Below are 13,936 nucleotides of genomic sequence, written 5' to 3' on the forward strand. Positions count from 1 at the left end.
CATGAGCGAATTCAAGCGTATCTCCCCAGAACAAGCCCTCGCCCTGCGTGCCGACGGTGCGATCGTTGTCGATATCCGCGACCCACAGGCGTTTGCCGCCGGCCATATCGCCGGCGCCACTCATCTGGATAATCACTCGGTAGCCGACTTCATCCGCAGCGCCGACCTGGACGCGCCTACACTGGTAGTCTGCTACCACGGCAATTCCAGCCAGAGTGCCGCCGCCTACCTGGTCGGCCAAGGCTTCTCCAACGTCTACAGCATCGATGGTGGCTTCGAACTGTGGCGTAACACCTACCCGGCGGAAACCGCCCAGGGCAGCGCCGAATAATTTTTTCATTTTTCCTGCAGCCCGCGCTTGGCGCGGGCTAGCGCCCGACCTGACGAACGGTCGTAGGCGTCTTCTCCGCTCCCCGCCCTTGACCTCTCGTATAACCAACTATCCTTAAGCCCAGGCCATCCAAAAAAGGGGAGAGCCGGTACACCGGCGTGCGGGTCATCGGTAGCGTTACAGGGTGTTCTGGGGGGTATACAGCAACCAGCAAAACCGGTTGCATGCCAGCATCGGCTGACTGATCCGGCGTCGTCTCCACGTATCGAGCGAGGTGACGTCATGAGCATTTTTAGCCACTTCCAACAACGTTTCGAGTCCACCCGCCAGGAAGAACTTTCGCTGCAGGAGTACCTCGAGCTGTGCAAAGAGGATCGCAGCGCCTATGCCTCGGCGGCCGAGCGGCTGTTGCTGGCCATCGGTGAACCAGAGCTGATCGACACCTCAAGCAACTCCCGGCTGTCGCGGATCTTCTCCAACAAGGTGATCCGCCGCTATCCGGCCTTTGCCGATTTCCATGGTATGGAAGAGTGCATCGACCAGATCGTCTCCTACTTCCGCCACGCCGCCCAGGGCCTGGAAGAGAAGAAGCAGATCCTCTACCTGCTGGGTCCGGTGGGCGGCGGCAAGTCGTCGCTGGCCGAAAAACTCAAGCAATTGATGGAAAAGGTACCGTTCTACGCCATCAAGGGTTCGCCGGTCTTCGAGTCGCCACTCGGGCTGTTCAACGCCACCGAGGACGGAGCGATCCTCGAGGAAGAGTTCGGCATTTCGCGCCGCTATCTCAACACCATCATGTCGCCCTGGGCCACCAAGCGCCTGCAGGAGTTCGGCGGCGACATCAGCAAGTTCCGGGTGGTGAAGCTCTATCCGTCGATCCTCAACCAGATCGCCATCGCCAAGACCGAACCAGGTGACGAGAACAACCAGGATATCTCGGCCTTGGTCGGCAAGGTGGATATCCGCAAGCTCGAGGAGTTCCCACAGAACGACGCCGATGCCTACAGCTACTCGGGCGCGCTGTGCCGGGCCAACCAGGGCCTGATGGAATTCGTCGAGATGTTCAAGGCGCCGATCAAGGTGCTGCACCCGCTGCTCACCGCTACCCAGGAAGGCAACTACAACAGTACCGAAGGCCTGGGGGCGATCCCCTACACCGGTATCCTGTTGGCCCACTCCAACGAATCGGAATGGCACACCTTCCGCAACAACAAGAACAACGAAGCGTTCATCGACCGTATCTACATCGTCAAGGTGCCGTACTGCCTGCGCGTCAGCGACGAGATCAAGATCTACGACAAGTTGCTGATCAACAGCTCGCTGGCCAAGGCTCATTGCGCGCCCGACACACTGAAGATGCTCGCCCAGTTCACCGTGCTTTCACGCCTCAAGGAGCCGGAGAACTCCAACATCTACTCGAAGATGCGCGTCTACGACGGCGAGAATCTCAAGGACACCGACCCCAAGGCCAAGTCGATCCAGGAGTACCGCGACTCCGCGGGCGTCGACGAGGGTATGAACGGCCTGTCGACCCGCTTCGCCTTCAAGATTCTCTCCAAGGTATTCAACTTCGATCCGCATGAGATTGCCGCCAACCCGGTGCACCTGCTGTACGTGCTGGAACAGCAGATCGAGCAGGAGCAGTTCCCTGCCGAAGTACGCGAGCGCTACCTGCGCTACCTCAAGGAGTACCTGGCGCCGCGCTACATCGAGTTCATCGGCAAGGAAATCCAGACCGCTTACCTGGAGTCCTACAGCGAGTACGGCCAGAACATCTTCGACCGCTACGTGCTGTATGCCGACTTCTGGATCCAGGACCAGGAGTACCGCGACCCGGAGACTGGCGAGATCCTCAACCGCATCGCCCTCAACGAGGAGCTGGAGAAGATCGAGAAGCCGGCCGGCATCAGCAATCCGAAGGACTTCCGCAACGAGATCGTCAACTTCGTGCTGCGCGCCCGTGCCAACAACAATGGCAAGAACCCCAGCTGGCTCAGCTACGAGAAGCTGCGGGTGGTGATCGAGAAGAAAATGTTCTCCAACACCGAAGACCTGCTGCCGGTCATCAGCTTCAACGCCAAGGCCAGCAAGGAAGACCAGCAGAAGCACAACGATTTCGTCACCCGGATGGTGGAGCGTGGCTACACCGACAAACAGGTACGCCTGCTGTCGGAATGGTACCTGCGGGTCAGGAAATCGCAGTAAAAGCGGCACGCCCCGGGCGCTTGGCGGTGTGCCCCGGCACCCCGCCGGCCCGTGGCGGCAGCGACTGCTTTTACTTGCAGCTCGTAGCTTGAAGCTTGCAGCTGTACCCAGCTACCGGAGGGCCCATGAGCTACGTTATCGACCGACGCCTGAACGGCAAGAACAAGAGCACGGTCAACCGCCAGCGCTTCTTGCGGCGTTACCGCGAGCACATCAAGAAAGCCGTCGAAGAGGCCGTGAGCCGCCGCTCCATCATGGACATGGAGCACGGCGAGCAGATCAGTATCCCGGGGCGTGACATCGACGAACCGGTGCTGCACCACGGCCGCGGCGGCAAGCAGACCATCGTTCACCCAGGTAACAAGGAGTTCACCGCCGGCGAACACATTGCCCGGCCACAAGGTGGCGGCGGTGGCGGCGGGCGCGGCAAGGCCGGCAACTCCGGCGAGGGCATGGACGATTTCGTGTTCCAGATCACCCAGGAAGAATTCCTCGAATTCATGTTCGAAGACCTGGAACTGCCCAACCTGGTCAAACGCCACCTTACCGGTGCCGACACCTTCAAGACCGTGCGCGCCGGTATTGCCAACGAGGGCAACCCTTCGCGCATCAACATCGTGCGTACCCTGCGCTCGGCCCACGCCCGTCGCATCGCCCTGACCGGCAGCAGCCGCGCGCTGCTGCGCGAGGCGCAAAAGGAGCTGGACCGACTCAAGGTCGAAGAGCCCGACAACTTCACCGATATCCAGGATACCGAGGCCGAGATCGAGCGCCTCAAGGCGCGCATCAATCGCCTGCCCTTCCTCGACACCTTCGACCTCAAGTACAACCTGCTGATCAAGCAGCCCAACCCCAGCTCCAAGGCGGTGATGTTCTGCCTGATGGATGTCTCCGGCTCCATGACCCAGGCTACCAAGGACATCGCCAAGCGCTTCTTCATCCTGCTGTACCTGTTCCTCAAGCGTAACTACGACCGCATCGAGGTGGTGTTCATCCGCCACCACACCAGCGCCCGCGAAGTGGACGAGGAAGAGTTCTTCTACTCCCGCGAGACCGGCGGCACCATCGTCTCCAGCGCGCTCAAGCTTATGCAGGAAGTCATGGCCGAGCGCTACCCGGCCAGCGACTGGAACATCTATGCCGCCCAGGCTTCGGACGGTGACAACTGGAACGACGATTCGCCGATCTGCCGCGACATCCTCGCCAACCAGATCATGCCGCATGTGCAGTACTACACTTACGTCGAGATCACCCCACGCGAACACCAGGCGCTGTGGTATGAGTACGAGCGCATCGGCGAAGCATTTCCCGACACCTTCGCCCAGCAGCAGTTGGTATCGGCCGGCGATATCTACCCGGTCTTCCGTGAACTCTTCCAGCGCAGGTTAGCCACATGACCGCCAGAGAGCAGAGACGCCAACCCATTTCCACCGGCTCCGAATGGACGTTCGAGCTGATCCAGACGTACGACCGCGAGATCAGTCGCCTGGCCGCCCGCTACGCCCTGGATACCTACCCCAACCAGATCGAAGTCATCACCGCCGAGCAGATGATGGACGCCTACGCCTCGGTCGGCATGCCGCTGGGCTATCACCACTGGTCCTACGGCAAACAGTTCCTCAGTACCGAGAAGTCCTACAGTCGGGGCCAGATGGGCCTGGCTTACGAGATCGTGATCAATTCCGATCCGTGCATCGCCTACCTGATGGAAGAAAACACCATGTGCATGCAGGCACTGGTGATCGCCCACGCCTGCTATGGCCACAACAGTTTCTTCAAGGGCAACTACCTGTTCCGCACCTGGACCGACGCCAGTTCGATCATCGACTACCTGGTGTTCGCCAAGCAGTACATTGCCCAGTGCGAGGAGCGTCATGGCATCGACGCCGTCGAGGACCTGATCGACTCCTGTCATGCGCTGATGAACTATGGCGTGGATCGCTACAAACGCCCCTACCCCATCTCCGCCGAAGAGGAACGGCGCCGGCAGAAGGAGCGTGAAGAACACCTGCAACGGCAGATCAACGACCTCTGGCGAACCATTCCCAAGGGCGCCGAAAAGGGTGGCGACAGGGACGATGCGCGCTTCCCGGCCGAGCCCCAGGAGAACATTCTCTACTTCATCGAGAAGCACGCCCCGCTGCTCGAGCCCTGGCAGCGCGAGGTGGTGCGCATCGTGCGCAAGATCGCCCAGTACTTCTACCCACAACGCCAGACCCAGGTGATGAACGAAGGTTGGGCGACCTTCTGGCACTACACGTTGATGAACGATCTCTACGACGAGGGCCTGATCACCGAAGGCTTCATGATGGAGTTCCTCCAGTCGCATACCAGCGTGGTGTTCCAGCCAGGCTTCGACAGCCCCTACTACAGCGGCATCAACCCTTACGCCCTGGGCTTTGCGATGTACACCGACATCCGTCGCATGTGCGAGGACCCCACCGAGGAGGATCGCCGCTGGTTCCCGGACATCGCCGGTAGTGACTGGCTTTCGACCATCAAGTTCGCCATGAGCAGCTTCAAGGACGAAAGCTTCATCCTGCAGTACCTGTCGCCCAAGGTGATGCGCGACCTCAAGCTGTTCAGCATCCTCGACGATGACCAGCGTGACGACCTGCTGGTCCCGGCGATCCATGACGAAGCCGGCTACCGCACCATCCGCGAGCAACTGGCCGCCCAGTACAACCTGGGCAACCGTGAACCCAACGTGCAGATCTGGAGCATCGATCGCCGCGGCGACCGCTCGCTCACCCTGCGCCACCAGCAGCACAACCGCAAACCCCTGGGTGATTCCACCGAAGAGGTGCTCAAGCACCTGCACCGCCTGTGGGGCTTCGATATCCACCTGGAGACCGTTCAGGGCGATCAGGTAATGAAGACCCACCACATGCCGCCACGCGGCGAGCACAGCGAGGCCGGCGACTACGGCCGCATGGACCTGGCCGTGGTGCACCACCTCTAGCGGCAGCCCACCTCCATTGCCGTCGACAAGGTATCCTGTCGCCAGTAATGGAGGTTCCACATGCAGATCTACAAGGTTGGCGGCGCCGTGCGCGACCGCCTGCTCGGCCGTCCGGTCAGCGACATCGACTGGCTGGTGGTCGGCGCCACGGTCGAACAGATGCAGGCCGAGGGCTTTCGCCCGGTCGGTGCCGATTTTCCGGTATTCCTTCACCCCAGGACGGGCGAGGAATATGCCCTGGCCCGCACCGAACGCAAGAGCGGGCGCGGGTATGGTGGTTTCACCTTCCACGCGAGCCCCGAAGTCACCCTCGAGGAGGACCTGGTTCGTCGCGACCTGACCATCAATGCCATGGCCGAGGACGAGCACGGCAACCTGCACGATCCCTACCATGGCAAGGCAGATCTCGAGCAGCGCCTCCTGCGCCATGTTTCCCCGGCATTCGCCGAAGATCCCCTGCGTGTACTGCGCGTTGCCCGCTTTGCCGCGCGCTACGCACCGCTGGGCTTTCGGGTGGCCGACGAGACGTTGCAGCTGATGCGCCAGATCGCCGAATCGGGCGAACTGCAGGCGTTGACCGCCGAGCGCAGCTGGAAGGAGATCGAGCGCGCATTGATGGAAAGCGAGCCGCAGGTATTCATTGAGGTGCTGCGCAGCTGCGGCGGGTTGAGCGAGCTGATGCCCGAGCTTGAGGGCGCCAGTACACTGGCCGCGCTGCACCAGGCGGCGAGGCACCAGCAGCCGCTGGCGGTGCGCTGGGCGTGCCTGCTACGCGGACTGCAACCTGCCGCGCTGAAGGCGCTGAACCAGCGCTTCAAGGCCCCGCGTGAATGCCAGGAGCTGGCGATGCTGGTGGGGGAGTTTGCCGAGCGGGCGGACCAGGCTCCGCAGCTGGAACCTACAAGCCTGCTGGAGATGCTGCAGAAGTTTGACGTGTACCGACGGCCGCAGCGCTTCGAGGACTTCATCGCCGCCTGCGAGATGGCAGCGCTGGGTTCAGGTTATCCACAAGGCGAGTACTTGCGCGGGGCCGCTGAAGCGGCGCGTGCCGTGGATGTGAAGCCGTTGCTGGAAGCCGGGCTTGCCGGCCAGGGCTTGGGCGAAGCGCTCAAAGGTGAGCGACTGAAAGCGCTCGAAGCCTACAAGGCTGCTTGATCTGCCCGGCCTCTTCGCAGGTAGACCCGCGAAGAGGCCGGCGCAGGCTAAGCAGGGGTCAACTGCAACCCGCGCCATTCGAACGGTACCGGCGCCAGTACCTGCTCGATGCGCGCTTCCTGCCACAACTGCCCCATGGACTTGCCCTCGCCCGGGTGCACCAGCTCCGGGGCTAGCAACGACAGCGGCCAGAGCACGAAGGCGTTCTTCAGGATCTCCGCGCGCGGCAGCACCAGGCCATCGAAGGTCCCGCACAGGTCATCGAACATCAGCACGTCGATATCCAGCGGCAGCCCCTTGCGGTCCGGCGCGTAGCGGCCATTGTCGGCCTCGATGAACTTGAGCCGGCGATCGAGTTCCAGCAGCGGCAGTTCGGTGCGCCCGCGCACCACCAGGTTGTAGAACGGGCCACTCTTGATCCCCACGGCCTGGCTCTCGAACACCGCAGAACACTGCATGCCTTTGAGGATGCCGGCGAGGGCATCGAGCCCGGCGCACAAGTGCCGCTCACGCTCGATGTTGCTGCCCAGCCCAAGGTATACCGTGCTCAGAGACATCCGCGCTCGATCTCCACGCCTACACCACCACGGGCCGCCGGTACCGCGCCCGGCTTGGTGAGTTTCAGGCGCACCCAGGGAATGTTGAATTCCGCCATCAACACCGCGACCAAGCGCTCGGCGAAGGTCTCGACCAGCTCGAAACGGGCCTGTTCGGAGAACGCCTGGATACGTGCCGAGACACTGGCATAGTCCAGTGCCAGCGCCAGGTCGTCACCGGCCGCCGCCGGGCGGTTGTCCCAGGCGAAGCTCAGGTCCAGGCGCAGGCACTGGCGAATATCCCGCTCCCAGTCATAGGCGCCGATCACGGTATCGACTTCCAGGCCTTCGATGAACACTCTGTCCAAGCACTTCTCTCCACAGCACGACAAGGGCGACGGGCGCCGTTAGAATCAGGGCGTCCTCGCCCGGAATAGTTAGCATGTTTTGGTCACTGGCGCTGCTTGCCTACCTGCTCGGCTCTCTGTCCTTCGCCATTGTCCTGAGCCGCCTCAGTGGCAGCCCCGACCCGCGCTCCAGCGGTTCCGGCAATGCCGGCGCCACCAACATGCTACGCCTGGCGGGCCGCAAACTGGCGATCCTGACGCTGCTCGGCGACCTGTGCAAGGGCATGTTGCCCGTGCTGTTGGCACGCCTGGCCGGCCTCGACCAGCAAGAGCAGGCCTGGGTAGGCATCTGCGCGGTGCTCGGCCACCTGTTCCCGGTGTACTTCCGCTTCAAAGGCGGCAAGGGCGTGGCCACCGCCGCCGGCATGCTCATGGCGCTGTACTTTCCAGCGGCCCTGCTGGCCATCGGCGCCTGGCTGCTGACCTTCTACCTGACCCGCACCAGTTCGCTCGCAGCGTTGATCGCCACACCGCTGACGCTGCCCTTGCTGGCCTGGCGCGAGCCTGAGGCGCTGCTGCCGATGACCGTGCTGACGGTGCTGATCGTCTGGCGCCACCGCCGCAACCTGCGTGACCTGTTCGCCGGGCGCGAACGCCACTTCTGATGCGTTCGCACAAGCCCGGCTCACCTCATACTGCCGGCAACTGCTCCATCGGCCAGCGCGCCTGCACGCTGATCGCCAGGTCCTGCTGCTGCCCGGCCAACAGACGCTGGCAACCGGCATAGGCAATCATCGCACCGTTGTCGGTGCAGAAGCGTGGGCGGGCGTAGTAGACGTTGCCCTTGATGCTGGCCAGCATCTCCTCCAAGGAAACGCGCAAGGCCTTGTTGGCGCTCACGCCGCCGGCGATGACCAGGCGCTTGAGGCCGGTCTGCTTGAGGGCGCGCTTGCACTTGATGGTCAGAGTCTCCACCACCGCCTGCTGGAACGCCAGCGACACGTCGCAACGGGTTTGCTCGTTGTCGTCCCCGGCATCGCGGCATTGCTGCCAGGTATTCAGGGCAAAGGTCTTGAGGCCGCTGAAGCTGAACTGCAGGCCGGGGCGGTCGCACATCGGCCGCGGGAACACGAAGCGCCCGGGCGTGCCTTGTTCGGCCAGGCGGGCGATCTCGGGGCCACCCGGATAATTGAGGCCGATCAGCTTGGCGGTCTTGTCGAACGCCTCGCCGGCGGCGTCGTCCAGGCTCTCGCCCAGCAGTTCGTACTGGCCGATGCCATCGACCCGAACCAGCTGGGTATGGCCACCTGAAACCAACAAAGCGACGAACGGAAACTGCGGCGGTTGCTCTTCGAGCATCGGCGCCAGCAGATGGCCCTCCATATGGTGCACACCGATCGCCGGAATATCCCAGGCGAACGCCAGTGCCTGGGCGCAAGAGGCGCCCACCAGCAGCGCGCCGACCAGGCCCGGGCCCGCGGTATAGGCGATGGCGTCGATCTCGGTGGCGACGCAGTCGGCCTCCTGCAGCACCTGGCGAATCAGGGGCAGCATGCGTTTGACGTGATCGCGCGAGGCGAGCTCGGGCACCACGCCGCCATAGACGCGGTGCAGGTCGATCTGGCTGAACAGCGCGTCGGCCAGCAGGCCGCGTTCACTGTCGTATAATGCGACGCCAGTTTCGTCGCAGGATGTTTCCAATCCCAGTACTAGCATGGGTCCGTGCCTTGTGGAGGCTGAATTCGAAGGCGCGCATGATAGTCCCCGTACCCGGTGCCGACCAGCGGTTTTCGATCAGAGGCTTTGCATTCCGGCCAGCTAAGGGTTAACATCCGCAACCCTTGAAAACCGACGTTCTCCAGCACACCTTATGTTTTGCCAGGAGCACGTCTACCCCGGTAATGAATTAAGGTAGCCCTGGATGCCAGCCGTCAAAGTTAAAGAGAACGAACCCTTCGACGTAGCTCTGCGTCGTTTCAAGCGCTCCTGCGAAAAAGCCGGTGTACTGGCTGAAGTTCGTAGCCGCGAGTTTTACGAGAAGCCGACCGCCGAGCGTAAGCGCAAAGCCGCTGCCGCTGTTAAGCGTCACGCGAAGAAAGTTCAGCGCGAACAGCGCCGCGCCGTTCGTCTGTACTAAGTACAGCCGTTCTACGCAAAGCTTCTGCCATGCCCGGCCTCGTGCCGGGCTTATGGTAGCGGTTGCTTGAAACCCTTGGCCATGCGCCTGGGGCGCCCCGGCAAAAGCCATGGGCAACCTGCCTCAACGCGTCAGAACTGGTCTTTGGCCAGGCGTGCACGTCTTTTCTGACGAGCCCTCACCGGCTACCGACGAGCACACACCTCTTCCTGCGAGACCCCACGCCAAACCCGCGCACAAGCGTTTAGACTTGCCAGTTGCCAGATGACGAGGCTGCCATGGCCGGGCTGATTCCCCAGAGCTTTATCGATGACCTTCTCAACCGCACCGACATCGTCGATGTGGTGAGTTCGCGCATCCAGCTGAAAAAGACCGGCAAGAATCTTTCCGCCTGCTGCCCGTTCCACAAGGAAAAGAGCCCCTCCTTCACCGTCAGCCCCGACAAGCAGTTCTACTACTGCTTCGGTTGCGGCGCTGGGGGTAACGCCCTCGGCTTTGTCATGGACCACGACAACCTGGACTTCCCCCAGGCAGTCGAGGAGCTGGCCCGCGCGGCCGGCATGGAAGTCCCCCGCGAGGAAGGCCGCCGCGGGCAGAAGCCACGCCAGCCGACCGACTCGCCGCTGTACCCCTTGCTCGAGGCGGCCAGCGAGTTCTATCGCCAGGCCCTGCGCAGCCACGCCACCCGCAAGGCGGCAGTGGAGTACCTCAAGGGGCGCGGCCTGTCCGGCGAGATCGCCCGCGACTTCGGCCTGGGCTTCGCGCCGCCGGGCTGGGACAACCTGCTCAAGCACCTGGGTGCCGACTCGCTGCAACAGAAAGTGATGATCGACGCCGGCCTGCTGATCGAGAACGCCGAAAGCGGCAAGCGCTATGATCGCTTCCGCGACCGGGTGATGTTCCCGATCCGCGACAGCCGCGGCCGGGTCATCGCCTTCGGCGGCCGGGTACTGGGCGACGACAAGCCCAAGTACCTGAACTCCCCGGAAACCCCGGTGTTCCACAAGGGCCAGGAGCTGTACGGCCTGTACGAGGCACGCAAGCACAACCGCAACCTCGACGAGATCATCGTCGTCGAAGGCTACATGGACGTGATCGCCCTGGCCCAGCAGGGTTTGCGCAATGCGGTGGCCACCCTCGGCACGTCCACCAGCGAGGAGCACCTCAAGCGCCTGTTCCGCGTGGTACCCAGCGTGCTGTTCTGTTTCGACGGCGACCAGGCCGGCCGCAAGGCCGCCTGGCGCGCCCTGGAGGCGACCCTGTCGAGCCTGCAGGACGGTCGCCGCGCACGCTTCCTGTTCCTGCCAGAAGGCGAAGACCCGGACAGCCTGGTGCGCGCCGAAGGCACCGATGCCTTCCAGGCCCGCATCAACCAGCACGCCCAGCCGCTGGCCGACTATTTCTTCGAGCAGTTGAGCAACGAGGCCGACCCGCGCTCGCTGGAAGGCAAGGCGCACATGGTGACGCTGGCCGCACCGCTGATCGAAAAGGTCCCAGGCGCCAACCTGCGCCAACTGATGCGCAACCGCCTGAAAGACATTACCGGCCTCGACCCACAGCAGATGGAGCAACTGGCCCAGAGCGCGCCAGCACCCAGCGCGCCTGATTACGACCCCGGCTATGACTACGACGCCATGGCAAGCTACGCGCCTGACCATGGTGACATGCACTACCAGCCCGACTATGCCGCGCCACAACAGGAGCAACGCCCCTGGACGCCGAACAAAGGTGGCGGCAAGAAGCAGTGGGACGGCAAACCCTGGGACAAGAAAGGTGGCAAGCCGTGGCAGCGCGATGGCCAGCGCGGCGAAGCGCCGCCACGGGTACCCGCGCCAGTGGAACCACCGACGCTCTCGGCCCTGCGCACCTTGCTGCATCACCCGCTGCTGGCCGGCAAGGTCGAGGATGCCAGCCACTTCGCCGACGAAGAACAACTGTACAGCCAACTGCTGGTGGCCCTCATCGAGGCCGCGCAGAAGAATCCTAAGCTAAGCTCAATGCAGCTGATCGCACGCTGGCACGGGACCGAACAGGGTCGCCTGCTGCGCGCCCTGGCGGAAAAGGAATGGTTGATCGATGCCGACAACCTTGAACAACAGTTTTTCGACACTATAACTAGCTTGTCCGCTCGCCAACGCGAGCGCAGCCTGGAACATCTGCTCAGGAAAGCGCGTCTAAGTGAACTGAGTACAGAGGAAAAATCTCAGCTGCTTACCCTGCTGAGCCGTAATGTTCCCGCACAAAACCCGACCTCATCTGGCGCGTGAGGTCCATGCTCGGGTATAATCCTCGGCTTGTTTTTTGCCCGCCAAGACCTTCAGTGGATAGGGTGTTATGTCCGGAAAAGCGCAACAGCAATCTCGTATCAAAGAGTTGATCACCCGCGGTCGTGAGCAGGGCTACCTGACTTACGCGGAGGTCAACGACCACCTGCCAGAGGATATTTCAGATCCGGAGCAGGTGGAAGACATCATCCGCATGATCAACGACATGGGGATCAACGTATTCGAGAGTGCTCCGGATGCGGATGCCCTGTTGTTGGCGGAAGCCGACACTGACGAGGCCGCAGCCGAAGAGGCCGCCGCCGCATTGGCGGCTGTCGAGACCGATATCGGCCGCACGACCGACCCGGTGCGCATGTACATGCGCGAAATGGGTACCGTCGAGCTGCTGACCCGTGAAGGCGAGATCGAAATCGCCAAGCGTATCGAGGAAGGCATCCGTGAAGTCATGGGCGCCATCGCTCACTTCCCGGGTACTGTCGACTACATCCTCGGCGAATACGATCGCGTCACCTCCGAAGGTGGCCGTCTGTCCGACGTCCTCAGCGGTTACATCGACCCTGACGACAACATCGCCGCACCGACCGAAGAAGTACCGATCCCGGGTGCCAAGGCCGCTGCCGCGAAGGAAGAAAGCGACGACGAAGACGAAGAGAACGCCGATGGCGACGACGAGGAAGAGGCCGAAAGCGGTCCGGATCCGGTCGTTGCCGCCCAGCGTTTCGGTGCAGTCAAGGATCAGCTGGTCGATACCCTCAAAGTGCTGAAGAAGCACGGTCGAGGCCATAAAGACAGCATCAGCGCCATGCAGGCGCTGGCTGACCTGTTCATGCCGATCAAGCTGGTGCCGAAGCAGTTCGACGTTCTGGTCGAGCGCGTACGCGGTGCCCTGGATCGTCTGCGCCAGCAGGAACGCGCCATCATGCAACTGTGCGTGCGTGACGCGCGCATGCCGCGTGCCGACTTCCTGCGCCTGTTCCCGAGCAACGAGACCGACCAGACCTGGTCCGGTGACCTGGCCAAGCGCAACACCAAATGGGCCGCAGCCCTGGGTGAGAAAAACGCCGCCATCGTCGCTTGCCAGCAAAAACTGATCGACCTCGAGACCGAGACCGGCCTGACCGTCGCAGAGATCAAGGACGTCAACCGTCGCATGTCCATCGGTGAAGCCAAGGCTCGCCGCGCCAAGAAGGAAATGGTCGAGGCGAACCTGCGTCTGGTGATCTCGATCGCCAAGAAGTACACCAACCGCGGCCTGCAATTCCTCGACCTGATCCAGGAAGGCAACATCGGCCTGATGAAGGCGGTGGACAAGTTCGAATACCGTCGCGGCTACAAGTTCTCGACCTACGCCACCTGGTGGATCCGCCAGGCGATCACCCGCTCGATCGCCGACCAGGCGCGCACCATCCGTATCCCGGTGCACATGATCGAGACGATCAACAAGCTCAACCGTATTTCCCGCCAGATGCTGCAGGAAATGGGTCGCGAACCGACCCCGGAAGAGCTGGGCGAACGCATGGAAATGCCTGAGGACAAGATCCGCAAGGTACTGAAGATCGCCAAAGAGCCGATCTCCATGGAAACCCCGATCGGTGACGACGAAGATTCGCATCTGGGCGACTTCATCGAGGACTCCACCATGCAGTCCCCGATCGACGTGGCCACGGTCGAAAGCCTCAAGGAAGCGACCCGTGACGTGCTCTCGGGCCTGACCGCACGTGAAGCCAAGGTGCTGCGCATGCGTTTCGGCATCGACATGAACACCGACCACACCCTCGAAGAAGTCGGCAAGCAGTTCGACGTGACCCGCGAGCGGATCCGTCAGATCGAAGCCAAGGCGCTGCGCAAGCTGCGCCACCCGACGCGAAGCGAGCACTTGCGCTCCTTCCTCGACGAGTAAAGACGAACCCCGGCCCAGGCCGGGGTTTTTCTTATGTGACAGAAGGTCATGGCCCCTGTCTACCCAGCGGGCGGGAAG

General features: G+C 62.5%; 12 protein-coding genes. 9 read left to right on the forward strand and 3 right to left on the reverse strand.

Going from position 1 to position 13,936, the window contains the following annotated elements:
• Position 1 precedes the first annotated feature (1 nt).
• From glpE to AAHK21_RS11660, 5 genes are all read left to right on the forward strand, one after another.
• A complete protein-coding gene (gene glpE, locus AAHK21_RS11640) occupies positions 2-331 on the forward strand; it encodes a thiosulfate sulfurtransferase GlpE (RefSeq protein ID WP_367857296.1) in 330 nt (109 codons plus the stop codon).
• Positions 332-613: 282 nt separating this feature from the next.
• On the forward strand, positions 614-2,536 hold the full coding sequence (locus AAHK21_RS11645) for a PrkA family serine protein kinase (protein WP_023629260.1): 1,923 nt from the start codon (positions 614-616) through the stop codon (positions 2,534-2,536).
• A gap of 125 nt (positions 2,537-2,661) precedes the next feature.
• The gene (locus tag AAHK21_RS11650; RefSeq protein ID WP_046857382.1) at positions 2,662-3,933 is read left to right on the forward strand and encodes a YeaH/YhbH family protein; all 1,272 of its coding nucleotides are present in this window, start codon (positions 2,662-2,664) and stop codon (positions 3,931-3,933) included.
• Positions 3,930-5,498 carry a SpoVR family protein gene (locus AAHK21_RS11655; protein ID WP_367857297.1) on the forward strand — a complete coding sequence of 523 codons (1,569 nt, stop codon included), beginning with the start codon at positions 3,930-3,932 and terminating at the stop codon, positions 5,496-5,498. Before AAHK21_RS11650 ends, AAHK21_RS11655 begins: the two co-directional genes overlap by 4 nt.
• Before the next feature lie 60 nt (positions 5,499-5,558).
• The gene (locus AAHK21_RS11660) at positions 5,559-6,653 is read left to right on the forward strand and encodes a multifunctional CCA addition/repair protein (RefSeq protein WP_367857298.1); all 1,095 of its coding nucleotides are present in this window, start codon (positions 5,559-5,561) and stop codon (positions 6,651-6,653) included.
• A gap of 47 nt (positions 6,654-6,700) precedes the next feature.
• Here the strand turns inward: AAHK21_RS11660 and folK are convergent, their stop codons facing one another.
• Together folK and folB are read right to left on the reverse strand one after the other, a co-directional pair.
• On the reverse strand, positions 6,701-7,210 hold the full coding sequence (gene folK / locus AAHK21_RS11665) for a 2-amino-4-hydroxy-6-hydroxymethyldihydropteridine diphosphokinase (protein WP_367857299.1): 510 nt from the start codon (positions 7,208-7,210) through the stop codon (positions 6,701-6,703).
• Positions 7,201-7,557 carry a dihydroneopterin aldolase gene (gene folB, locus AAHK21_RS11670; protein WP_367857300.1) on the reverse strand — a complete coding sequence of 119 codons (357 nt, stop codon included), beginning with the start codon at positions 7,555-7,557 and terminating at the stop codon, positions 7,201-7,203. Before folB ends, folK begins: the two co-directional genes overlap by 10 nt.
• Positions 7,558-7,631: 74 nt before the next feature.
• Between folB and plsY the strand changes: the two genes are divergently transcribed.
• Positions 7,632-8,201, forward strand: a complete 570-nt coding sequence (gene plsY / locus AAHK21_RS11675; RefSeq protein WP_046857387.1) for a glycerol-3-phosphate 1-O-acyltransferase PlsY — start codon at positions 7,632-7,634, stop codon at positions 8,199-8,201.
• A 25-nt stretch (positions 8,202-8,226) separates the two neighbouring features.
• Here the strand turns inward: plsY and tsaD are convergent, their stop codons facing one another.
• Positions 8,227-9,252 carry a tRNA (adenosine(37)-N6)-threonylcarbamoyltransferase complex transferase subunit TsaD gene (tsaD, locus tag AAHK21_RS11680; RefSeq protein ID WP_046857388.1) on the reverse strand — a complete coding sequence of 342 codons (1,026 nt, stop codon included), beginning with the start codon at positions 9,250-9,252 and terminating at the stop codon, positions 8,227-8,229.
• Between the two features lie 205 nt (positions 9,253-9,457).
• Between tsaD and rpsU the strand changes: the two genes are divergently transcribed.
• The 3 genes from rpsU (at position 9,458) to rpoD (ending at position 13,858) form a co-directional block, all read left to right on the forward strand.
• The gene (gene rpsU, locus AAHK21_RS11685) at positions 9,458-9,673 is read left to right on the forward strand and encodes a 30S ribosomal protein S21 (RefSeq protein ID WP_003255575.1); all 216 of its coding nucleotides are present in this window, start codon (positions 9,458-9,460) and stop codon (positions 9,671-9,673) included.
• Between the two features lie 278 nt (positions 9,674-9,951).
• Complete coding sequence (gene dnaG, locus AAHK21_RS11690) at positions 9,952-11,940, forward strand: DNA primase (RefSeq protein WP_046857389.1); 1,989 nt, start codon at positions 9,952-9,954, stop codon at positions 11,938-11,940.
• 67 nt (positions 11,941-12,007) lie between these two features.
• Positions 12,008-13,858 (forward strand): RNA polymerase sigma factor RpoD, encoded by a 1,851-nt coding sequence (rpoD, locus tag AAHK21_RS11695; protein WP_046857390.1) that lies wholly within the window; start codon positions 12,008-12,010, stop codon positions 13,856-13,858.
• The last annotated feature ends 78 nt before the right edge of the window (positions 13,859-13,936 follow it).

The sequence above is a fragment of the Pseudomonas sp. TE50-2 genome, from assembly GCF_040813665.1.
GTDB lineage: Bacteria > Pseudomonadota > Gammaproteobacteria > Pseudomonadales > Pseudomonadaceae > Aquipseudomonas > Aquipseudomonas soli.